Annotated in this window: 19 protein-coding genes; 12 read left to right on the top strand and 7 right to left on the bottom strand. The window is 39.3% G+C overall.

The window, feature by feature from the left end:
- The first annotated feature begins 22 nt into the window (after positions 1-22).
- Positions 23-1,567, top strand: coding sequence for an aminotransferase class V-fold PLP-dependent enzyme (locus tag ASJ81_RS02990; RefSeq protein ID WP_095643181.1), 1,545 nt, complete (start codon positions 23-25; stop codon positions 1,565-1,567).
- Positions 1,568-1,794: 227 nt separating this feature from the next.
- Here ASJ81_RS02990 and ASJ81_RS02995 read toward each other — a convergent pair whose 3' ends face one another.
- Entirely contained in the window at positions 1,795-2,811 is a 1,017-nt protein-coding gene (locus ASJ81_RS02995; protein WP_095643182.1) for a formylglycine-generating enzyme family protein, read from the bottom strand.
- Positions 2,812-3,171: 360 nt separating this feature from the next.
- Here ASJ81_RS02995 and ASJ81_RS03000 point away from each other — a divergent pair, with 360 nt between their 5' ends.
- Together ASJ81_RS03000 and ASJ81_RS03005 are read left to right on the top strand one after the other, a co-directional pair.
- On the top strand, positions 3,172-3,969 hold the full coding sequence (locus ASJ81_RS03000) for a helix-turn-helix transcriptional regulator (RefSeq protein ID WP_095643183.1): 798 nt from the start codon (positions 3,172-3,174) through the stop codon (positions 3,967-3,969).
- 40 nt (positions 3,970-4,009) lie between these two features.
- On the top strand, positions 4,010-4,636 hold the full coding sequence (locus ASJ81_RS03005; protein WP_095643184.1) for a restriction endonuclease: 627 nt from the start codon (positions 4,010-4,012) through the stop codon (positions 4,634-4,636).
- Positions 4,637-5,022: 386 nt separating this feature from the next.
- Here ASJ81_RS03005 and pheT read toward each other — a convergent pair whose 3' ends face one another.
- Positions 5,023-6,651 (bottom strand): phenylalanine--tRNA ligase subunit beta, encoded by a 1,629-nt coding sequence (pheT, locus tag ASJ81_RS03010; protein WP_095643185.1) that lies wholly within the window; start codon positions 6,649-6,651, stop codon positions 5,023-5,025.
- Between the two features lie 958 nt (positions 6,652-7,609).
- On the opposite strand from pheT, the gene ASJ81_RS03015 reads away from it, so the two are divergent.
- Together ASJ81_RS03015 and rnhB are read left to right on the top strand one after the other, a co-directional pair.
- Entirely contained in the window at positions 7,610-8,830 is a 1,221-nt protein-coding gene (locus tag ASJ81_RS03015; protein WP_095643186.1) for a DUF4214 domain-containing protein, read from the top strand.
- A 398-nt stretch (positions 8,831-9,228) separates the two neighbouring features.
- Positions 9,229-9,900, top strand: a complete 672-nt coding sequence (rnhB, locus tag ASJ81_RS03020) for a ribonuclease HII (protein WP_095643187.1) — start codon at positions 9,229-9,231, stop codon at positions 9,898-9,900.
- A 350-nt stretch (positions 9,901-10,250) separates the two neighbouring features.
- On the opposite strand, the gene ASJ81_RS03025 is transcribed toward rnhB, so the two are convergent.
- The 4 genes from ASJ81_RS03025 to ASJ81_RS03045 form a co-directional block, all read right to left on the bottom strand.
- Complete coding sequence (locus tag ASJ81_RS03025) at positions 10,251-11,291, bottom strand: right-handed parallel beta-helix repeat-containing protein (RefSeq protein WP_095643188.1); 1,041 nt, start codon at positions 11,289-11,291, stop codon at positions 10,251-10,253.
- A 638-nt stretch (positions 11,292-11,929) separates the two neighbouring features.
- Entirely contained in the window at positions 11,930-12,628 is a 699-nt protein-coding gene (gene purQ, locus ASJ81_RS03030; protein WP_095643189.1) for a phosphoribosylformylglycinamidine synthase I, read from the bottom strand.
- Positions 12,629-12,692: 64 nt separating this feature from the next.
- Positions 12,693-12,944 (bottom strand): phosphoribosylformylglycinamidine synthase subunit PurS, encoded by a 252-nt coding sequence (gene purS / locus ASJ81_RS03035; RefSeq protein ID WP_048106981.1) that lies wholly within the window; start codon positions 12,942-12,944, stop codon positions 12,693-12,695.
- A gap of 1,003 nt (positions 12,945-13,947) precedes the next feature.
- Positions 13,948-14,229 (bottom strand): MarR family transcriptional regulator, encoded by a 282-nt coding sequence (locus ASJ81_RS03045; RefSeq protein WP_095643190.1) that lies wholly within the window; start codon positions 14,227-14,229, stop codon positions 13,948-13,950.
- Between the two features lie 230 nt (positions 14,230-14,459).
- On the opposite strand from ASJ81_RS03045, the gene ilvD reads away from it, so the two are divergent.
- Positions 14,460-16,121, top strand: a complete 1,662-nt coding sequence (ilvD, locus tag ASJ81_RS03050) for a dihydroxy-acid dehydratase (RefSeq protein WP_095643191.1) — start codon at positions 14,460-14,462, stop codon at positions 16,119-16,121.
- A gap of 333 nt (positions 16,122-16,454) precedes the next feature.
- Positions 16,455-17,006, top strand: a complete 552-nt coding sequence (locus ASJ81_RS03055; protein ID WP_095643192.1) for a thioredoxin family protein — start codon at positions 16,455-16,457, stop codon at positions 17,004-17,006.
- Between the two features lie 408 nt (positions 17,007-17,414).
- On the opposite strand, the gene ASJ81_RS03060 is transcribed toward ASJ81_RS03055, so the two are convergent.
- The gene (locus ASJ81_RS03060; RefSeq protein ID WP_095643193.1) at positions 17,415-19,319 is read right to left on the bottom strand and encodes a radical SAM protein; all 1,905 of its coding nucleotides are present in this window, start codon (positions 19,317-19,319) and stop codon (positions 17,415-17,417) included.
- Between the two features lie 938 nt (positions 19,320-20,257).
- Between ASJ81_RS03060 and nifH the strand changes: the two genes are divergently transcribed.
- The 5 genes from nifH to vnfG are packed head-to-tail and all read left to right on the top strand — an operon-like array spanning position 20,258 to position 23,637.
- Positions 20,258-21,085 carry a nitrogenase iron protein gene (nifH, locus tag ASJ81_RS03065; RefSeq protein ID WP_095643194.1) on the top strand — a complete coding sequence of 276 codons (828 nt, stop codon included), beginning with the start codon at positions 20,258-20,260 and terminating at the stop codon, positions 21,083-21,085.
- Between the two features lie 18 nt (positions 21,086-21,103).
- Complete coding sequence (locus ASJ81_RS03070) at positions 21,104-21,421, top strand: P-II family nitrogen regulator (RefSeq protein WP_095643195.1); 318 nt, start codon at positions 21,104-21,106, stop codon at positions 21,419-21,421.
- A 47-nt stretch (positions 21,422-21,468) separates the two neighbouring features.
- Positions 21,469-21,840 carry a P-II family nitrogen regulator gene (locus tag ASJ81_RS03075; RefSeq protein WP_095643196.1) on the top strand — a complete coding sequence of 124 codons (372 nt, stop codon included), beginning with the start codon at positions 21,469-21,471 and terminating at the stop codon, positions 21,838-21,840.
- Positions 21,841-21,859: 19 nt separating this feature from the next.
- Positions 21,860-23,302 carry a nitrogenase vanadium-iron protein, alpha chain gene (vnfD, locus tag ASJ81_RS03080; protein WP_095643197.1) on the top strand — a complete coding sequence of 481 codons (1,443 nt, stop codon included), beginning with the start codon at positions 21,860-21,862 and terminating at the stop codon, positions 23,300-23,302.
- Positions 23,299-23,637 (top strand): V-containing nitrogenase subunit delta, encoded by a 339-nt coding sequence (gene vnfG, locus ASJ81_RS03085; RefSeq protein WP_095643198.1) that lies wholly within the window; start codon positions 23,299-23,301, stop codon positions 23,635-23,637. The genes vnfD and vnfG overlap by 4 nt, the downstream gene beginning before the upstream one ends.
- Positions 23,638-23,639 lie beyond the last annotated feature (2 nt).

The raw sequence follows: 23,639 nt of genomic DNA on the forward strand, positions 1-23,639 counted from the left end.
TTAATGACTTTTTGGAGGATAAATGAATGCAATAGAAAAAGATCTAGAAGTTAACTCCGATTTCAGTCCGGAAAAAATGAATAGCTCTTTTGCGGAATTCAAACAAAATTATCCGGAATTTGAGACAACACACATTCTCGATGAGCTGAGGGAACTTGAGTACGCACGCCTGGACTGGCAGGACCAGATCTATCTGGATTATACTGGTGGAGGGCTATATGCCAATAGTCAGCTTATCAAACATATGGAACTGCTTCAGTGCAATGTTTTTGGCAATCCTCACTCGGAAAACCTTACTTCAATGGCTATGACAAAACTTGTGGAGCGAGCCAGGAACAAAATATTAAGCTTTTTTAATGCGTCTCCTGATGAATATGTAATTATTTTTACTCCCAATGCAACAGGTGCCCTCAGGCTGATAGGAGAAGCCTATCCATTTGAGAAAGGAGGGCAGTTTTTGCTGACCGTAGATAATCATAACTCAGTTAATGGGATTAGAGTTTTTGCAGAAAGTAAAGGAGCTTCCGTAAACTACATTCCTGTAAAACCTTCTGAGTTGAGAGTGGACGAAAAAAAGCTGGAAATTTATCTTGGTAAAGCCAAGCCTAAGGGAAACAACCTGTTTGCTTATCCTGCCCAATCCAATTTTTCGGGAGTACAGCATCCTCTGGACTTGATTGAAAAAGCCAGGAAAAAAGGCTGGGACGTCTTGCTGGATTGTGCTGCTTTCGTACCTACCAACCGTCTTGACTTAAGCCAGTGGAACCCTGATTTTATCTCAATCTCATTTTACAAGATGTTTGGTTACCCAACTGGTCTTGGCTGTCTCCTTGCTCGAAAAGCTGCTTTAAATAAACTGAAAAGGCCCTGGTTTTCCGGAGGTACCATTAGCATAGATTCTGTCCAGAAAGAAAACTGGTATTGCCTGCAACAGGGCGATGAAGCCTTTGAAGCCTTTGAAGACGGAACTATTAATTATCTCAGCGTACCTGCTATTGAAATAGGACTGAAATACATAGAACGGATTGGAATGGATATTATTCATAAAAGAGTTATGTGCCTTACAGGCTGGCTGCTGGATAATATGCAGGCTCTAAAATATACCAATGGCCAGATTTTTGTAAAAATCCATGGCCCGTCCGATCTTGAGAAACGGGGAGGAACGATTGCTTTTAATCTCTATCATGCAGACGGAACACCTTTTGATTGCCAGGTGGTACAGGATGCAGCAAATAAGGCAAAGATCTCTTTACGAACCGGCTGCTTCTGCAATCCCGGAGACGGTGAAGTAAGCCATAATATTACCAGAAATGAAATGGCTTCATGTTTTGAGAATCTGAAGCCTTCTAGCATGTATCCTTACGGCTCAGACTGCAAGAACCATGAATCCTGTCTTGTCGTAAAAACTAAAATGGTAAGCATACGTGTATCACTTGGCCTTGTAACAAACTTCTCAGACGTCTACTTATTTATGAACTTCCTCCACGGACTGATGTGTGAGCCCGAAATCCAAGTCTCTACAGCAGAAAAAGTAAAACACAGAGCGTTCCTGAATAAAGGGCCATAAGTAAGAAAAGTAAGATAAACTCATCCTGGGTTCTGGTATCAAGCCTTTTAAGAAAACTGCTTGACCGCAAGCCTTTTCAAAAAAGGCTTGAGCGAAAACAACTGCTAAATCTAAACAGTCATAACGGCGTGATCAACTGACTCAACGGTTGTGTTTGGATTTGGAAATCTCATCCCCTAACCCTATCGGCGTGATCAACCGGCGCAACGGTTGTTACAAATCAATAATCACGCTGGAGAATCCTGATCCGGAAGATGATTTGACTGGAATTGAACTTCCTTAACCACCCTGAATCCCAGTCTATTTAACTTTTTATCCTGGGCTGCAAAAAGTCTTTCAGCCGATCGGCAGCACCCTGCGTTTCCATTCCAGCCTCCGCCTCTCCTTATCCTCACTGGAGTAGATACGCTTGGGAAAGAGTTTTCCCAGGCCCTCCCGTCTGTTGGGGCTCCTTTGTAACTTATATGGTACTCGTCCTGTACCCATTCCCCTGCATTTCCATAAATATCGTAAAGTCCCCAGGGATTTGGCTTTTTCAGGCCGACCGGATGGGTTTCAAACCCGGAATTTTCCAGAAACCAGGCATATTCCGTAAGTTTCGATTCGTCATCTCCAAAAAAATAAGCGGTTTCAGTTCCTGCCCTGGCTGAGTATTCCCATTCAGCTTCAGTTGGAAGGCGGTAGATTCGGGAAACTCTGTCTGGATTTTCCAGAGCATTGAGTTTCCGGAAAAAGACCTGAATCTCATTCCAGGAAACGTTTTCAATCGGGTGTTTTTCACCCTTGAAATATGCAGGATTGTTCCTCATGACTTTATGCCATTGCTCCTGTGTGACCGGGTACCTGCCAAGGTAAAAAGGTTCTTTGATTGTTACTTTATGCACAGGGCTTTCCCAGAGCTTCCTCCTTTTTTCACGCATTGGAGAGCCCATATTAAATTCTCCGGCAGGAATTAGAATGAACTCCATTCCAACAGAGTTAATTGTTAGACTACCAGATAAACTCTTGATTGAGTTATTTATCGAGTTGTCCATTGAGTTACTGACGGGATTGTCAATTGATTTATTTAGTGAGTTATCTCGTGAGTTATCTCGTGAGTTATTTAATGAGTTATCCAGTGAGTCATTCAGTGAGTTATTCAGTGAGTTATTCAGTGAGTTATTCAGTGAGTTATTCAGTGAGTTACCTACTATTACCTGGTTATTTATTGCGTCATTCAGTGAGGTAAGGGTTGTTTTGTCCATTGGTTTTTTCACCGGAACACTATAACTGTGGATTGAATTACTGATTAAGCTATCAACTAAATCGCCAGATCTAAGAAGTTCAATTTCTTCTGAACCTCTTATTGTAAAGAGAATTTTTTTCAGGAATCAGTGTTCTCACCATGTTGATTTAATAACCAAAAATATATTCCAAAAACCAGGAATATACCATAAGATTTATCTTTTTTGTTGTTACTGCTTCTTGAACCAATAAAACTGTGCTAACCAAGCTCTGTGTACAAAACAAAACGGAATAAAATATTTAAAAACTAAGAGCCCATAATCAAAAAGTTTTTATGACATTGGTATAGAGGCAAAGGTAGAGACTGGAAGTGAGCAAAAATGAAACACTGCCTTCTTAACCTGATTCTTTTTTCGGGCAGGAGAAAAGAGATTTTATTACTTCTTGAAGAAAAACCAAGAGATATAGATGAGATAAAAGAATTACTTAACGTGAACGCCAATTCGATCCAGCTTCATATGAAGAAAATAAAAGAATCTGGCCTGATAACTCAAAAAAACAAAATTTACAGTTTATCTGAGATTGGAGAGATAATAGTTGAAAATATGCAGCCTATGCTCAGCATGGCTGAACTTTTAGGAGAAAATACCGAATACTGGATGAGCCACGATTTAAGCTCGATTCCTGAGTTCCTTCTGGAGAGAATCGACGAACTCGGGTATTGCAAGCTACTGGAACCTGACGCTGAACACCTTTTTGAAACCCCAAAAGTACTCCGGGATAGTATTCTAAACTCAAGAGAGATCCTGACCTTTGTAACTTATTTTCACCCTCAAGCTCCTTCGATTTATACAGAGCTTGCGGAGAATGGATCTGAAATTGTACTCTGTATGACCGAAAGCGTTGCACAGCGTTTATTTTTAAACAATCGTATAGAAGCGGAGAAATTGTCCAGAGCCGGCAACTGCAGGCTTTTTATATCACGAGAGCCGGCAACAATTCCATCCTTGATTGTAACGGATAAGCTCGTTGCATTCAAGCTCTTTGAAACCAATGGAAAGTTAAGGGACCAGCTAGTTTTGTCTTTTGGGGAAAGAGCCCTATGCTGGGGAAAAGAATTTTTCAGGCACTATCTGGAAGCAGCCGAACCTCTGAATGAGAAACTGTTCCTTCAGTAGCACCTGGAAATGTTAAATTAAAATGAAAAGGAGACAGATTATGAGATTCTGGTTACTCAAAGCTGCAGGTACCCTGGAAGATGAAGAGCTGATTCTGGAATACAGCGTGATTACAATAGGGTGGGCTGAATTCGCAGATTTGTCAAGTATTAGAAATGAGGCACAGATAAAGAGAATAATGCTCGAGAAATATCCCGGAATGCAGGACGAGCGTAGTTCTGCCTGGGCAGGAGAGATTTACTCGTTTATCACAAAAATAAAGAAAGGAGACCTTGTGGCGGTCCCACTCAAAACCAGGAATGAGATGCTGATTGGAAAGGTTACCGGAGAATATGAGTATCGGCAGATCAGCGACTTTGTCAGGCATATCAGGAGTGTGAGCTGGCTTAAAACCCTCCCGAAAGAGGATTTCGAGGGAGAGTATGGTGTTGACCTCAGTTCTCCTGAGACACTTTCCCTTATAGAAGCAGGGCCTGAAAAGTTTTCAGACATAACTAAGGTAAAAACCCTGGGAGTCCTTCTTGAAGAGCTTAATTTTACCCTTGATGAACTTGGCTCCCTGAAAGAAAGGCTGCTTGAACTTACTTACAGGCTAGCTGAGACTGAAGAGATCTCAGAAGTCCGAGAAATCGCGGCCGAAATGGAGAAAATACTGACAGAAAAGTGAAGGAAAGAACGAGAATAAGAGAAAAGAAAAAGGGGAGAAGGGGAAACGAAAAAAAGAGAAGAAGGAGAAGAAAGTAGAAGAGAGGATAAAAGAAAAAGGCTCTTCGTCATTTCCTATGGATAAGATGATTTTCAATTCAAGATCGCATTGGTTTTTATGAGAATATTATGAGAATATCCACACAAAACAACGAAGAGCCAAGAAAAAAGGAAAAAGAGGGGAGAGGGGAGAAAAGAAAGGTAGAAAAGAGGAAAGGAATGAAAAAAGGTAGGTAAAAAAGAAGAGAAAAGAAAAAGAGGGGAGAGGGGGGAAAAGAAAGATAGAAAAGGGGAAAGGGAAGAAAAAAGAGAAGATTCTCCTCTTAACAGAGAATCTAATTAACAATATTAACCAATAAGGTCATTGAGGTCAAGTTCAAACCCGACAACTGCGTATCCGAGGGCAAAATTATTTATGACCTCCGGATGAAGTTCTCCAAAGACTCCGAGTTTTTTGCCCCTTACATAGACATCGGCCCGCCTACCTTCCAGGAATGCGGGATCTTCGGACTCTTTTACCTCGTAGGGAAGCATCATTTCCCTCATCAGAGCGTCTACAACTTCATAGACCTCAGTAAAGTTGGCCTGTGGGTGAATCGAAACTGCAGCTATGTGCTGGCCGGTTATTTCGTTGTTTACGACCTCTCCAAACTCAAAAATCTTCTGAGGCAATTCCCTGTGCTGGTTTAAGGCAAGAATCTCAAGGAGGTTCGGAAGCAGGGTTGTCCTGATAATTGTCTGGTCTTCGCTGATCGGGTGAAGCACATAGGTTACATCATCCGTTTTTTGCCTGCGCATGTTCTCGAAGTTAATTTTTTCGCTGGTAAGCGTAAACGGCATGACCTCATAGTAGCCGAGCCCTACCATTATCTCGTTAACGGGAGCGCGAAGCAAAGAAATAGGGTGAGATTTTCCTGGGGTATAAGTTTCAGGGATACTTACTTTGATATTTTCATACCCATAACCCTTGGCAATATCCTCTACAAGGTCGTAGTTATGAAGAATATCGGCCCTGTAAGCCGGGACATTTACCTCAATGGTTTCTTCATCAAGGGCTTTTGCTCCAAAACGCATTCTCTCAAGCTGTTTAACGATCTCTTCTAAGGAGAGTTCCATGCCTAAAAGGTCTTTTACTTCAGTCTTTGTAAGGAACCTGGTCTTCGGTTCAAGATCTGGCAGGATGAGTTCTCCGGAATCGGGTCTGGAAACCTTTACGAATTCTATCTGGGCGCCCCTTTCCGCAAGAGCGGTAACAACGATATTCAGGGCTGTATACACGGCTTCTCCAAGTCCGGTAACATCGATAAAGAGGTCGGTTGTGCGCTCGGTCACACTTGTAAGTGTCCCGTTAATGATAGGCGGGAAGGACAGTACATTATCGTCTGAGTCCAGGATTATAGGGTATTTTTCAAAGTCCCTTACAAGATGGGCAAACCTCGTGCCCTTTGGGTGTTTTTCCAGGATCTCGGTCATACTCATTTTTTCAGTGTAGTCCAGAGGCACGAACTCGAAACTCGGATCGACAGCCATATACCTGAAAGGCGGCCTGACGTTTGAGAGGTCATGTACGCCTATGGACACTTTTTTCCTGTTTCTTCCAAGCCCCCAGTGCAGGTCTTCCTGGAGGTCCATAAGGGATTTTATGGACGAGGATGTGAATTTTACGTTCCTTACAACCGCACACCCAAGAAAAGGCCTGATTTTCAGGATCTCCTCACTAACTGAGATGGAAACCCTGGGCGGCTTCACCTCATATTCGGACAGTCCGGTCTCAAGGTCAAGAAAACCTCTCATTGCCCTGGCTGCTCCTTCCACACTGTAAAGGTCAGGCCTGTCAGGGAAGAACTCGATATCGATATATTCGGCTTCAACCCTTTCGACATCTGCCCCTATCATTGGCACCCTTTTTATGATGGTCTCCTTATCGGTTCCTGTGAGTTTCTCGAGGTCGTCGTACTGTAAGGTAATTACTGGCATTGGTGGTTCATCTCATCTTTTGCTCGCTAACTTAACCCAAAACATACTCAACTTCAGATTTAATGTTTTTGTTTGAGGCGGTGTTTATAGAACTTCAGTGTAGGTCCTGAAACTCTGGAAAGCCTGCAGGCTGAAAATTCGAATGAGTTCACAAGTATGAGGTCGAATCTGTTCCAGATTTCTTCATAAAACAGGACAGTAGAATATCTTAATAGTCAACCAGAGTTCTGTAACAGTTTTGTAACTAAAACAGTTTTGTAACTAAAAATAAGTAGTTTTTACTTTATAATCCAGATAGGCAACTCTTCCGAAATTCAGGTGTGAATCATCCTTATAGCCAATACTTATTCCAGCTATAAATTAAACATATTTTTGAGCCCACATGCCAGAACTAACTTTGCAGGTCTGAAAATTGTAAGAAATTAACTCGAAATATCTGGAACATCAACGTTCTGGGTATTAATATTGCTGTCTTGATTGTTAGATCAAAACAGTTACTTTTTATACTTTTTAGTTTAATTCAATATTAAAAGTCCAATATAATGATATGTATTGAAATATGTTTATAAATGTGTTAAAATGTTTTTAATATTATTATAACAAGTCAATAAACTAACCAAATATAAAAAATAGTGAAATACTTGAATAGGAACTATTCACTTGAGGAACTATTCACTTGAGGAACTATTCACTTGAGGAACTATTCACTTGAGGAACTATTCACTTGAGGAACTATTCACTTGAGGAACTATTCACTTGAGGAACTATTCACTTGAGGAACTATTCACTTGAGGAACTATTCACTTGAGGAATTATTCGCTTGATATATGTAGTCAAGTCACAAACACTGTGATTTCAATTTCAATAATCGACGGCTAAAGAAAGTATAATGCTATAATTTTTCAGTTAACTGCAGAGTCTTAAGGCAAGGTAAGCGGATGCACTGGGTGAGTTGAGGATGGAACAGACTTTTGACGAATTCCTTGATTATTGCTATAGCAAGATTTTAGGTAGATTTCCTGATCCTGAAGGAAAAGAACATTATATCAAATTACTGAATAAAGGCATACCAAAACACGAAATCTTAATCTCTTTTTTGAACTCTGACGAATATGCCGAACGCATAAAAAATCTTGCAGTAGAGGAGCCAGAAAGTCTGAAAATAGAGCAGACTTTTGACGAATTCCTTGATTATTGCTATAGCAAGATTTTAGATAGATTTCCTGATTATGAAGGAAGAGAACACTATAACAAACTATTGAATAAAGGTGTACCAAAACACAAGATCTTAATATCTCTTTTGAATTCTGATGAATATGCTGAACGCGTAAAGTATATTATGAGTCCAGCGATCAAATTCGCTCCTCCAGGGCATTTTTACTCTCCATTACCAGATCCGGATAACATTTTGAATTTATATCAAAAAATCGACAAATCACGGAACCCGACTGGAATTGAGATTAATGGTGATAGGCAGATAGAATTACTAAAAAAGTTTCAGAAATATATTTCCGTAATCCCGTTTGGGGATGGTTTCAAGCAGAATAATACCAGATACTTTTTTAACGGCAATGAATGGTATAGTTACGGTGATGCAATCGTTTTATTTTGCATGATCAATTACTTTAAACCAGAACGACTTATCGAAGTAGGATCAGGTTATTCATCACTTGTTACTCTGGACACCTGCGAATTGTTAAATCTTAAAACCAGAATAACCTTTATAGAGCCTTATCCAGATCTGCTTTTAAGTATATTGTCTGACCGAGACGACCCTGAAAATCTTCTTTTAAGAAAAGAGGTTCAAACAGTGAATTTATCTCTTTTTGAAGGTCTGAACAGCGGAGACATTCTATTTATAGATAGTTCACATGTTGTGAAGTTCGGAAGTGATGTTCTTTTTATTCTTACCGAAGTACTTCCACGTCTGAAACCCGGTGTAATTATCCATTTTCACGACATTTTCTGGCCGTTTGAATACCCTCTTGAATGGCTAGAACAGGGTTTTGCATGGAATGAGGCATACTTTTTAAAAGCATTGCTTATAAATAAAAATTATGAAATATTATATTTTAATGATTATATGGGACAAGTGTATTACGATCTGTTGAAGGAATATATGCCGCTCGCATTGAAAAATTTTGGTTGCGGAATCTGGTTAAAGAAACTTGAGTCTTAATCTTCTTTAAGTCTTAATCTTCTTTAAGTCTTAATCTTCTTTGGGTCTTAATCTTCTGTTGTTTGAATAAGTATGTAACGCAACAATTTATATAAATTGTTGACAGTTCTAAGATTTATATCTCTTCAGGCTGTCTCAAAACTACATTTAATTATACGAATGGGTTAGAAAACTCGACTTCAAAGTAAGTATATACGTTTCAGAATAATTTACGGTAAACACTTTTAACAGTCAACAATACTAATTACTCAATTTAGAAACGGGTTAAGTTTCGGCCCTGTGAACACTTTTGTAAGTGAATTTTCATTTTTCACAGGTTTTGTAGAGTAAACTATACTTTTACCTACCTTTATAAATAGTAAAAGTTCTCTTCCTTCAAATAAGGAGACAGCCGAAAAATGATGATCGCAGGAATTGATGAAGCCGGAAAAGGCCCTGTAATCGGGCCCATGTGCATAGGAGGCGTAAAAATTGAGGAATCCAGAGCCCATGTCCTCAAAGTGCTCGGGGTTGCGGACTCCAAGAAACTGACGCCAAAAAAGCGAGAGCAGCTTTCATCCCAGATTAAAAAGCACGCCGACAGCTTTTTCATTCTTGAGGTCAGCCCTTCCCAGATTGACGAGCTTCGGAAGATTATGACAATGAACGAAATCATGGTAGTCTGTTTTTCAAAAGTACTTGAACAGCTAAAGCCTGACATCGTATATGTCGATGCCGCTGATGTCAAAGCCGAACGTTTTGCAGTCAATCTCCGAAGGCAGTACGCAAAAACCAGCCCTGACCACGCAAAGGAAATAGAGATCGTTTCCATGCATCAGGCCGATGCTATTTATCCCACAGTCTCGGCAGCTTCTATTATTGCAAAGGTGCGCAGGGATGAGCTGATAGAGGAACTCAAGAAAGAATGGGGCCTCGACTTTGGAAGCGGTTACCCCTCAGACCCGAAGACAAAAGAGTTCCTGTTAAACTGGGGAAAAGAGCACTCAGGAAAGTTTCCCGGAATAGTCAGGCAGTCCTGGCAGACTGTAGAAAATATCAGGGAAGAACTGAAAAAGACCGAACCGAAATGAGTGTTCGGAAAACTACAAAAGAAGAGCTGAAAAAAAGATTACAGAGAGTATTTTTTTAAAGATATCACTTTATGAAAAGAATAGGTTAACAAAAAAATAACATCCAAAAGAGAAAATTAAATGAATAAAATTAAAAAGCCAGGGTGAAAAAAAATTGAAGAGATATATTATAAGTGAAAAAAATTGAAGAGAGATATTAAAAGTGAAAAAAGATTGAAGAGATATTAAAAGTGAAAAAAGATTGGAAAAAGAAAAAAGTCGTTTTTCTTTTTAAGATCCTACAGCAAAATTTAGCAGATCTCTTTACTGAATTACTCTTTAAGATCTCCTATGTAATTACTACTTATATTTTATTGGTTACCTGATTGTTGATCACCTGAGGAAACGTTATTTGCCAGAGGCATGTAATCTATGCTTCCGGTTGTCTGGTTAACAACATAAGGGGTGTCCCCTATACCGTTTCCATCAGCATCTGTCCCATTATAATCATTCCACTTATTGCCTGCTGAACTGCTGTTCCAGGAGTTTGTTCCTTCATCCACGGCATTGATGAAATTGAAGAACTTATTGAGGGAAATATTATTACCGGTAGGTCCTCCAAGGTACATTCCAAGACCATTCATGTACAGGCTGTTATTGGTCAGAACATTAGATTCTGCCATATTCTTAAAGACTACTCCATAACTGTTTCTTGAAATGGAGTTGTCTGCAAGCGTATTAGTTTTTGAAGTGTCAAGGCGGATTCCTACATCGTTTGATTCTGCAGTGTTATTCATGAGAGTGTTATTAGTAGAATTATCCAGCCGGATTCCCTCGTCATTTGCCTCTACCAGGTTGTTTGACAACTTGTTTTCGTTTGATCCTGAAAGAATGATTCCGGCAGAGCCAAGAGTTATCTTATTATTGTCAAGGAAATTTCCTTGGGAATTATTGAGGCCAATGCCAACATCGTTCAACATCAGGGTATTGTTACTTAAGGTACAGTTCTGCACACCTTCAAGGAAAAGCCCGACTTCCTGATAAGCATCAATCCCCGACGGACCTCCCATAATATGGAAACCGGTTATTTTTACGTTATTTGACTTAACACCGAAGACATCATTTGCCGGAACTGCGCCTATCACATAGGTACGGTTCGTCCTGTCTCCAGAAATATCAGTTTTCGAGACAATTGCAACTTCTTTAGTCACGTTTACATTTTCTATGTATATGCCAGGACTTACAATAATTGTATCCCCATTCTGTGCATTATTAACAGCTTCCTGAATAAAAGTATAATTTTCTCCCCCATTAATGCCTACGGTAAAAACAGCAGCCTCTGCCTGAGTAATCGTTGCCCCAAGTACAAGGAGGAAGATTATGCAAGTATTTTGGATTGATTTTCTTTTCATAAATTATTACCCCCATTAATTATAAATTATATATACAGAAAGACAATTATTGTTTTTATAATAATTCGTATGAATAATAATTTTGGATAATAAAAAGATTTTGAAATATATTTTCTGAAAAATAAGCCTGAACTTATTTTTATCTGTATATTTAATAGACCCATTTGATGCTGGAAATTGAATACTACCTTAAAAATCTCAAATATTGAGTCCAGCGTGATTGTCTCAGGAAAAAACAGAGGTCATGATAAGGAATTCAAGACAGATAAAAAGAGATTGATCTGAGTTCTAATATATCCTGGAAGTCAAATATTCCAAAAAGTGGTTCAGTATAAAGTTTTTAGTTATATAGAAATCTTTCTACTTATGAAACACAGATGTTTTGAAATGGATTTTTAGCAATTTTTATTTCCGGTAACAGACAAAGGAAATGAAATAATAGGAGTTGTAAATCAGTGAGATGTCGGAAGCTGACACTTCACTCCCTGGAATAACAAGTAAACGGACTCCTATAGTTAGGTTATAAGAGACTCTCTACCCTTGAAATAAATAAATAAATAAAAATAGAAAAATTATAAAAATAGTAAAAGTTCTAAATGAATCAAAAATAAATAAACAAATAAATAAAAACCAACTGATCAGAAATTATCAGTAATATAATCCACCATGGACTCGAAAACCCGTAGACCATCGTCTGAGCCCAGGATTGACTCGGAGGCTCTTTCAGGATGGGGCATGAGACCGAAAATGTTTCTTGAGGTGTTTACAATTCCTGCAATATTTTCGAGAGAGCCGTTAGGATTGGCTGCATCCGTTACTTTTCCGTTTTCATCGACATAACGGAAGACAATCTGCTCGTTTTCATCAAGCTCGGCCAGGGTTTTTTCTTCGGCATAGAACTGACCTTCCATATGGGCAATAGGCAACCTGATAACCTCACCCTTCCTGAACTTCGAGGTAAAAGGTGTATCAACGGTCTCTACCCTGAGATTGGTCCAGTGGCACCGGAACTTCGGATATTCGTTAGTAGTCAGAGCTCCCTCAAGCACCCGAGCTTCAGTAAGAATTTGGAAGCCGTTGCAGATTCCAAGCACAGGCTTGCCTTCGGCTGCGAGTTTTTTTACTGAGTTCATTATTGGAGTGCGAGCTGCAATTGCTCCTGCCCTGAGATAGTCTCCGTAGGAGAAACCCCCAGGAACGACGACGCCGTCAAAACCTGTCAGATCTTCCTGTTTGTACCAGACAGTCTCGGCGTCCACACCCACAACGTCTTTAAGGATATGAAGGACGTCCTGGTCGCAGTTTGTGCCTCCGAACTGAAGTATGGCAATTTTCATTTTATTCCCTCAATTTTCAAAGCTTTGGCTTTTTCTTTACGCCTCAATCGCTTATCCACACAACTCAGTTAAGTTCCTTGAGCTCGATTGTGTAATTATGGATAATTGGGTTTGCAATAAGTTTCTGGCACATCTCATCAACTTTCTGGTTTGCAATCTCGGCAGATTCGGCCTCAAGCATGATTTCATACAACTTTGCGGTCTTTACACTGCTGACCTGGTAGCCAAGTTGTCCGAGAGCCCTTTTTGCGGTAGTGCCTTCAGGGTCAAGCATACCTGCTTTCTGTTCAATTCTAACTGTTGCCTGGTACTGCATTTATAAGCCTCAATTTTAAATTTTGAAATTAACCGAATGTCCCGCTTTTCGGGACCCGAATGTGGGATTAAATAAGATAAGTAAATAATTCTCAGTTTGTTCTCAGTTTGCATTAATAAGTATAAAGTATTTGATTCATTTTTGGCGATAATATAAAGTATTTGATTTCCCTAATGTACCATTTCCCTAATGTACCTTTTGTTTATTTTTGGGCGTTAGCTGGTTTTAACTCGACTTACCAGCGCCGATTTCAAGGGAAATAAGGATAAAACATATTTAATCTTATGGGTATCAATTTGTTTTGGCTACCAGCTGGCCGGTACAAAAATAGAAGCTTTGATAAAATCCTGGATACTTACAGGCTCTCCTCTAAATATTACTGAACTGGTCATTTCTCGCTCCTTTCCAAAATCCAAAACCCCATGTAAGATCCAAAAGTCATCTTAAAATCTAAATATTACTCTAAAAATCTAAACCTATTCTAAAAACTAATATTTTTATTGGTCTATAGGGCAACAAGCCTTAACTTAAAAAGACATCAATGACTACATCAGGCTTAAAGTTAAAGGAGAAAAAATAGAATTGTTGGAGCTTTGTCTATAAAGTGATAAAACTAAAGATATAAACCAAAGATATATACTAAAGATAAACTAAGATATATACTAAAGATATAAACTAAAGATATAAACTAAGATAAAACCAAGGATAAAACTAAGGATAAAACTAAGGATAAAACTAAGGATAAAACCAAGGATAAAACTAAGGATAAAACTAAGGATAAAACTAAGGATAAAACCAAGGATAAAACTAAGGATAAAACCAAGGATAAAACTAAGGATAAAACCAAGGATAAAACCAAGGATAAAACCAAGGATAAAACCAAATGACAACTTACATGAAGGCATTTCAGCCAATTATGGAAGTTTTGTGTGAGTTTTAAGGAGATAAAAATAAAAAATAATTTTGGGAAGCTTCAACTTCCCTTGCTTCTTATTATTCAAACTTAGTTCATAATCTGATTAATTTTGCTGTAAAAATCTATAATAAGAGTTGTTGCCTCATTATCCATGTTCAGCTGGAAAGTCCGGATTTGCTTACCCAGGGGTTTTTCCTGAACAATGCCTGAAAGAACCAGAGGTGTGATAACCCTTGATACACTGGAATGAGACAGGCCAGTTTCTTCAGCTATCCCTGAAAGATAGGTTGGTTCATTCTGGTTTTCGATCAGATTCTTAAGAACTGTCATCTGTGCGGTTTTTCCAAATATTTTTTCCATTGAATCCATTGATATCATCTCAGAGGTGGCTATTCTCTATAAGTGATTTCCAGTTCCAATAACTGTTGACGGTTAATAAACTTATCTTCTAATTTAATATGTTAGAGATCTGTATAAATACTCTTAATATTTTGATATTTTACTATTGAAAATGTCTAATGTCTCTAACTTAGCAAGCGCGTAAGTCGTATATATATTATAACTTTTATCCTCACCACGAAACTTTATGGAGATTTAACATGAGAAGCGATATTATTAAAGAAGGACCGGAAAGGGCTCCCAATCGCTCACTTCTTAAAGCGACCGGAGTTACAGATTCCGAAATGAGAAAGCCGTTTATCGCAGTTGTCAATTCCTGGAACGACATAATTCCTGGTCACATGTACCTTAACAAACTCGCTGACGCCGTAAAAGCCGGAATCAGGAATGCCGGAGGAGTTCCTTTTGAATTCCATACCATCGGAGTCTGCGACGGAATCGCAATGGGACATGAGGGTATGAAATATTCCCTTCCCAGTAGAGAAATTATTGAAGATACAATTGAACTGATGGTTAAAGCTCATCAGTTTGACGGTATGGTTCTTATTCCAACATGTGACAAGATTGTGCCAGGTCACCTTATGGCAGCAGGCAGACTTGACATTCCTGCAATTGTTGTAACCGGAGGGCCCATGCTCCCTGGATACGTTGATGACAGTTACAAGGATTTCATCTCAGTTTCTGAAGGAGTCGGAGCTCATAGAATAGGCAAAATTTCAGACGATGACCTCAAAGAACTTGAAAATTTTGCGTGTAATGGAGCCGGATCCTGCGCAGGGATGTATACCGCAAATACTATGGCCTGTATGACCGAAGCGCTTGGTCTGAGCCTTCCAGGCTGTGCAACTGCTCACGCAGTGGATGCAAAAAAGACTCGAATTGCCAAGGAATCCGGTGAGCGTATCGTCGAAATGGTTAAAGAGAACCTGACTCCCCTAAAAATTGTCACTTATAAATCTTTTGAGAACGCCATAATGGTAGACATGGCAGTTGGGGGAAGCACAAATACCACCCTGCATCTTCCTGCCCTTGCTCATGAATTCGGGCTGCATCTCTCTCTTGAGAAATTTGACGAACTGAGCAGAACAACCCCTCATTTGATCTCGCTTCGTCCGGGAGGGTCAAATGTTATGTTGCACTTTGACAGAGCAGGTGGAGTTCAGGCAATTATGCAGAGGCTTTCCCCTAAACTATATCTGGAACAACGTACTGTTAACGGCAAGACTATCGGGGAAAACCTGAAAGAACTGGACATTGTTAATCCCAAGCTTAATAAAGAGATTATAGGAACTCTTGAAAATCCAATTCATGCTCAGGGAGGAATTGCAGTCCTTAAAGGTAGCCTTGCTCCTGAAGGCGCGGTTATAAAACAGGCAGCAGTTGATCCAGGAATGCATGTTCATACAGGCCCTGCGCGCGTTTATGACGGTGAAAAAGCTGCTATGGAAAGTATCCTTGCAGGCAATGTGAAACCTGGAGACGTTGTAATTATACGATATGAAGGTCCTAAAGGCGGTCCTGGGATGAGGGAAATGCTTGCAGTGACAGCTGCACTCGGAGGTATGGGCCTTTTAGAGTCGGTTGCTTTGATAACTGACGGACGCTTTTCTGGAGGTACTCGTGGACCCTGCATAGGGCATGTCTCACCTGAAGCCACGGAAGGAGGGCCAATCGCTCTTGTAAAAGATGGAGAGATGATCGAAATCAATATTCCTGAAAGAACTCTAAATATTAAGATTTCAGAAGAAGAGCTTAAACAGCGGAAAGCTGCCTTTGTGCCACCAAAAACAGAAATTACAGGTTACCTTGCCAGGTATCAGCGTTCCGTTCATTCCGCAAACACAGGTGGAATAGTTGACTAAATTGTCCAGTTATGTTTTGAATTATTATATGTTTGGAGAGCTTTTTTCTCCATTACTTTCTTTAATCGTTTGTTATTTCAAATGTTTTTGAGATATATTTTAATATTTTCCTTTGTCATTCAACCGCTGAGTCTATGGCGTGAACTTTAGTTATTTGAAATACGCAATAAATGTCAAGGTTCTTATTTAATACATATTTTAGGATGCACAGATAACGGTAACCCAAATAGTTTAAATAAACAATTGATATAAATACATATGTAACAGTGTGAATAGTATACTTATATCATTTTCAGGGCCTTAAAAAAATCGGTAATATAGTAGACGACAAATATGAGTAAATTGGTTATACTATTGATTCTCTTTGCAGCTGTGATCTTAACAGCTGGCTGTATTAATAGCAAAACAACTCTCACAAATTCTCAGGAAACCCAGGAAAACTCTATAAATTCTCAGGAAACCCAGGAAAATCCTCAGAAAATACAGGAAAACAGCAGTGTTATAGAGATTACCCAACTGGATCAGATAAACACATCTCTCAAAAAAGGACCTGTTCTTTTGAAACTCGGAGCTGAGTGGTGTGAAGAGTGTCAGGAGTTAAACCCTGTTTTAACTCAGGTTGCAACAGATTATGCAGGTAGAGCCACGGTTGTGACTGTAGATATAGATAAGAGTCCGAAACTTGCTGATTATTTTGGAATATACGTAATTCCTGACTCGTCTGTAATCGTAGGAATTGAAAATGGAAAATATGTTTATATGCAGGAGGATGGAAACGTTACCACTGAAAGATCAACGGCTAAGATTCTAAAAATAGAGGGTAAAGAAGTATACGAAAATGTTCTGGATCTAGCTCTCCAGAAAGAAAAAGTCAAATCTAATTAAGATTTTACAGCCAAAAATACATTCTTCTTTCCTTTTTAAACATAGCGTAGAGGATCAAAACTAATTTCAGAAACGTCATCTGTTAGTATTCTAGTATAATTTTTGCTCCCAAACTCACAAAGCTTTGGAACTCTCATTTCATTATCAAAAACTCGCTTGGATTCCGACATTCCGAAAGTAATATAGAGGTTTGGAATTAACTCAAAATAATAATCTGAGCCAGACTTCTTGTTGAGTCAGGTATAGTAATTACTTTTTAAATTTTTACTGTTACTGTGGCTTGGCCCTTCACCTCGTTTTAGTGACTTTCTGTTTAACATCTGTTTAGTCTCATGATTTCGCTGACTACTTCTTTGTTATAAATAAGCTGGAAGACGAAGAATTCCTGTAATACTTTGTCCTCTCCTATCATCCTTTGAACTTGAGTTTACAAGCCGGTAGCATGTTAAAAGGTTGAGTAATCTCACTGCCGAAATTTTTAGTAGAACCCTGCTTTGGCACCTCCATTTCGACGTAATTATAGAATGTTTGCTTGTGTGGCCAAATACCGGATGAAGGCCTGTGGAAAGATCTGTTGGGTCTGGCTTCCTTAAACCGCATACCATAAAACTTCAAATAAAAATCATCTGCTTCCTTTCTCAGGTCAACTCCAAGTTTTCCTGGATGCAGTTTGTCTGCTATATACAATAGCCCCAATATCCAGCGGGGACTTCCGAAATCCCAGGAAGGTGGAATTTCATAGACCTGCTGTTGTGTCACAGCCCTGGCATGTATCCCATATTTTTGACACAGGGTATAGAACTCATCAAGAGGACGAGAAAGGAAACCGGAGACGAAGATAACCCCAGGGTCGTGCTCATTGATGAAGGAAGGAGAAACACTTACACCCAGTTTACCTTCCTTTTGAAGCTGCTTATTGATACTAACACCTCCGGAGAATGTCACAAGGTTATTTTCCATTCTCCCGGCATTCAGAGCAAAGAGAGGAGATCCCATGCAATAATACACATTATAACTACTTTTTCCTGCTGCAAGGTTCTGGACAATTTTTAAACGTTTATGAATGAAAGAAACAAGTTCTTCTCCTTTTTCCGACATATTAGCTTTTTCAGCAATAAATTTGATAAACTCCAGATAAGAGTATGGCTGCCGTATCATGTTATGTATTTGCGTAAGGGTTTTAGGATCTGATACCTTACTCCAGACATCCATTAATTTATCCTCACCCCAGATATCCATTAGTTTATAATCGTCCAGCACTCCCAAACATGTAAGTACTGCATGAACCATACTGAAATCCTGACTTATAATACTATAACTGTCCATGAAACCTGCTTCACTAAAACCTTCATTGGTAGCTCTCCCCTGCACTGGAATGCTGCTACCGCAACTACATTTTTGACTTACCCATGGTTTTACAAGTCTGGAGCCAAAAGGCATGTGAAATTCCCGTTCTATTAGGAGACTTCCACATTCAGGACAGTATGTGTTTAATAGTTCCGTGCCTGGAGAATTAAAGAGGTAAACAAAATCCAAATATCTGCGCAAGGCAGAACATATTTTTTCCGCTTCTCCTACTGATGGTTCCAGTTCTATCGGAGCATAGCCTAAGGGAAGGAACCTCATGACATGCAATGGAATAGTAGAAGAGATGTCAGACACTTTCTCTGCGACCTTTATAACATCATCCTCATTTCCCTTTGAATAAACGACTGAAGTTTCAATATGTACTCCCATGTCATAAAGCCTGGAAATATTGCGAAAAACAGGAGCTGATGACTTTGCCCCACAATTTTTGTAACTTCTGCCAGAATAACCTTTGATTCCTACATTCACAAAGTTCACGAACTGTCCAAATTCTTCTAAAGTCTCGCTCGTGAAATAGCAGTTGGTTGAACAACCTACAAGTAAACTTTTTTCCCGTGCCTGAGCTGCAAGATCCCTAAAAAGATAGTAATTAGCAACAGGATCGTTTATTGCTGAAACTACACCCAGACACTCCTGCTTTAAGGCTCTTTTCACTACCTCGGACGGGCTGAGTGAAGCTTGCTGGGTAGAAGGCCTGCTTGATGCTGGCATCCGTGCCATACAACCGGGACACTGGAAATTACATCCTGTACTGAAAATTTGCAGGAACTTACCTGAAGGATGGAAATGAAGTAAAGGAACTGCTTCTATTGAAACCGGATGTGCCCCAAGATATCCCATGCCCGGGTACTGGATTATAGTATTGCCAGCATTTACATAAGTACCACATCTGCCCATACCATGCTTATTGATTTCGCATCTGACTTCGCATACATTGCATCGCATTTAACCTCCCCCAAATAATACCACAATGAAGCCGGAGTCATCCTGAATTATATGGCAGGAAATATCTTTTCGTTTTCCAGTTTCGCGTATAATTTGAAGTTTTTCTAACTCAGGCTTTTTTGAGTTAACACTCCGTTCTGGAATAACTGTATTTATTTAATTATAAATTTCATACGTTAGTTTCTTTTGTACTCAAAACACCATTGCTATCCGTTTTTAAGTTTTAAGCGTTATGTATATTCATACATATTGGCATAATATATTTTTATCAAGATGGTTGTGTACCGAAACTTAACAACTTAGTGTTCTTTCATTTTTCATGTTAAAACACTATGTTTCTATGATTTAATGGTTTGACCGTTATGCCTATTTATACATAACGGTTCAGAGTTTTCTATTGTTATACGTGACTTCTCAAACCTAACAAAATATGGGTATAAGACAGTACTAAACATTCATAGAGATAACCTTATTTTGCCTTTAAATTGAAACTTTTTTTCCATTGGATGAAAAATGAATGGTAAATGATATTGTTTTTACAATAATAACCTTTTTAATAATTTATAAACAAGTGTATTTCTCAATCAATGTACTAAATATTCGGGGAATGAATACTTATATATAGTATTAGATAGGAAGTAAGCATCTGTATTCCGCCACACAAGAGACCGTTATGTCCAGATAAACATAATGAGTGTAAAAATATTATGGAATGTATGAGGTGGAGTAAACAATACAAGAAAACTGGAGAAAAAGGAGTGATATGCAAAAGAAAACATATTTCATATCAAAATAATAGGTAATGTATGAATTGGGACAGACAACATAAGAAATCCAGTAATTTTGCTTAAAAATTCAAAGGGATGTTCAAGATACGAAGTTCAAAGAAGCGAATGGGTTTCTGGGCAAAGTTTGCGTAAACACTGAAGGGGTGTAAAATGACAAGAAAAATTGCTTTTTATGGAAAAGGTGGAATCGGAAAGTCTACCACTCAACAAAATACTGCAGCTGCTATGGCATATTATCATGGCAAAAAAATTTTTATTCACGGTTGTGACCCAAAAGCGGATTGTACTCGTCTGATACTCGGTGGGGTAGCTCAAACTACGATAATGGATACTCTAAGAGAACTTGGTGAGGAGGCCGTGACAGCTGAAACTGTCATCAGTGCCGGCTTTGATGGAATCAAATGCGTTGAGTCCGGTGGTCCAGAGCCTGGCGTTGGCTGTGCTGGTCGGGGAGTTATCACTGCAATTAATCTCATGGAGGAAATGGGAGCTTATTCTGATGATCTGGATTTTATTCACTTTGACGTACTGGGTGATGTTGTCTGCGGCGGTTTCGCAATGCCTATTCGAGAAGGAAAAGCCCAGGAAGTATACATAGTTGCATCTGGAGAAATGATGGCTACTTATGCAGCAAATAACATCTGTAAGGGCCTGTTGAAATATGCCGAACAAAGTGGTGTCAGGCTGGGGGGAATTATTTGCAATAGCCGTAAGGTCGATAATGAGCTTGAAATGATGGAAGAATTTGTTTCTGCACTGGGAACGCAGCTGATACATTTTGTACCGCGTGACAATATTGTTCAAAAAGCGGAGTTCAATAAAAAGACGGTTATAGAGTACGACCCGAAATGCAATCAAGCTCTTGAATACAAAACACTCGCCAAGAAAATCCTGGAGAATGATATGTTCGTGATCCCTAAACCATTAAGTATGAATCAGCTGGAAAAAATGGTTGAAAAATATGGTCTTATGGATTAATTAAAGGAGATATCAGCAATGAAAATGATCCGTGCCATACTACGTCCTGAATGGACTGAAGAAGTAACCGATGGCCTTTCAGAAGCCGGTTATTATTCCCTTACAAAAATAAACGTCTTTGGAAGAGGCAAACAAAAAGGTATCACTGTTGGTGATATGCATTATGATGAGCTCGCAAAAACAATGATCATGATGGCTGTAGAAGACGAGGCTGTTGACGAGATAATAAAAATAATTTCCGGAAAAGCATACACTGGTAACATGGGAGACGGGAAAATCTTTGTGAACACGATTGAAGATGCATACACAATTAGCTCGGGTGAAAGGGGATTATGAGAAACAATCTAAAAGGCATAATATTTTGAAAACCGAGATGTTTCCACATGAAAGAAATTACTGCGATTGTCAGACCTAACAAAATGTCTGCTACTAAAGACGCATTGGATAAAATTGGCTTTTCTGCCATGACAGCAATTCCGGTATTAGGGAAAGGCAAGCAAAGAGGCATCTCAGGGGAGCTTAACTTTTACATACAACCAAGACTGCTTGCAAAAAGATACAGTACAGGCATGAAGTACATACCCAAAAGACTTCTGAGTGTAATTGTAAATGATGAAGATGTGGATCTGGTAGTTAAAACCATTATCTCAGTTAATCAGACTGCTCAGATTGGTGATGGAAAGATTTTTGTTGAGTCCATTGACGAGGTTATTCGGATAAGGACTGGCGAAAAAGGAGAACTAGCTTTAAAATAAACAGATACGAGGCCTGTAAATGCCATTAAAACTATTCTGTTGCGATGAATGCATACCGGAGCGCCAAAACCATGTTTACGTAAAAGAAGAAGGGGAAGACACAACTCAGTTTCTCCCACTCTCAAATATAGAAACAATACCCGGGTCATTATCAGAAAGGGGTTGCAGCTATTGCGGAGCAAAACTCGTTATTGGTGGAGTAATTAAAGACTGTATTCAAATGATACATGGACCGGTAGGATGTGCGTATGATACCTGGCACACGAAAAGGTATCCCAGTGATAATGACAACTTTCAATTGAAATATATCTGGTCTTCGGACACAAAAGAAAAGCATATTATTTTCGGCGCTGAAAAACAGCTCAAAAAAGCGATTAAGGAAGCCTTCAAAGAATTTCCAGAAATCAAGAGAATGTTTGTCTACACGACCTGTACAACCGCACTGATAGGAGATAACCCCAAAGCAGTATGTCGTGAGATTGAGGAAGAACTTGGAGATGTCGATATATTCGTTGTCGAATGTCCAGGATTTGCTGGGGTAAGCCAGTCAAAAGGACATCATGAACTGAATATCGGCTGGATGAGGGATAAAGTCGGAACGCTTGAACCTGAAATTACGAGCAAATATACAATTAATGTCATCGGTGACTACAATATTCAGGGAGATACTTACGTATTACAAAAATATTTAGATAAAATGGGCATACAGGTCATTGCTCATTTTACCGGAAACGTAACCTATGATCAATTGCGTTGCATGCATAGGGCAAAGCTGAATGTGGTCAACTGTGCCCGTTCTGCAGGATATATAGCCAACGAACTTAAGAGAGTATATGATATTCCAAGAATGGATGTCGATACCTGGGGTTTTGAGTACGTTAAGGTAGCATTGAGAAAGATAGGAGCTTTTTTTGGACTGGAGGATAAAGCTGAAGAAGTGATTTCAGAAGAGGTTGCAAAATACGAAGGAAAGCTTGCCTGGTATAAGGAGCGGCTCAAAGGAAAACAGATCTGTATCTGGACTGGGGGACCAAGACTGTGGCACTGGACAAAGGCCCTTGAAGACGATCTGGGCATGGAAGTTGTCGCCATGTCATCTAAGTTCGGCCATCAGGAGGACTTTGAGAAGGTTATCGCCAGGGGGCGGGTCGGGACGATTTATATTGATGATGGAAATGAACTTGAGTTTTTCGAAGTACTGGAAAGTATCCATACGGATCTGATTTTAACCGGACCAAGAGTTGGAGACCTGGTCAAAAAACTGCACATTCCATACATTAACGGACATGCATATCACAACGGTCCATACATGGGCTTTGAAGGCGCAGTGAACATGGCTAGAGATATGTATAACGCGATTTATTCTCCGATGTGGAGTTTAGCTGGAAAAGATCCGAGAGTGGTGGATTCTCCGATGTGGAGTTTAGCTGGAAAAGATCCTAGTGTGGTGCAGGAGTTATGAAAGAAAAAATAGAGGAAGTTACGGCTCTTATCCAGGAACAGTGTTTGTGGCAGTTCTTTTCAAGAAGCTGGGATAGAGAGGAAAACATTGAAGGTATTATGACAATGACCGGTAAAATTCTCAATGGAGATAAAATAAATCTTGTAACGCCGGTAGATAAAGCGTTTTATTCCGACGCAAAATTCCTGGCTGCTGATATTCAGAAAAAAATGCCCTGGATCTCTGAACTCGACAAATCAGGAATATTAGAATTAGTTGAAGGCGTCAAAAATAGATTGCTCTATATTACTGTAAAAAAGTCACGTAACTGCGAACTGAACTTGTCAAATTACTGAAT

It is taken from the genome of Methanosarcina spelaei, assembly GCF_002287235.1.
Lineage (GTDB): Archaea > Halobacteriota > Methanosarcinia > Methanosarcinales > Methanosarcinaceae > Methanosarcina > Methanosarcina spelaei.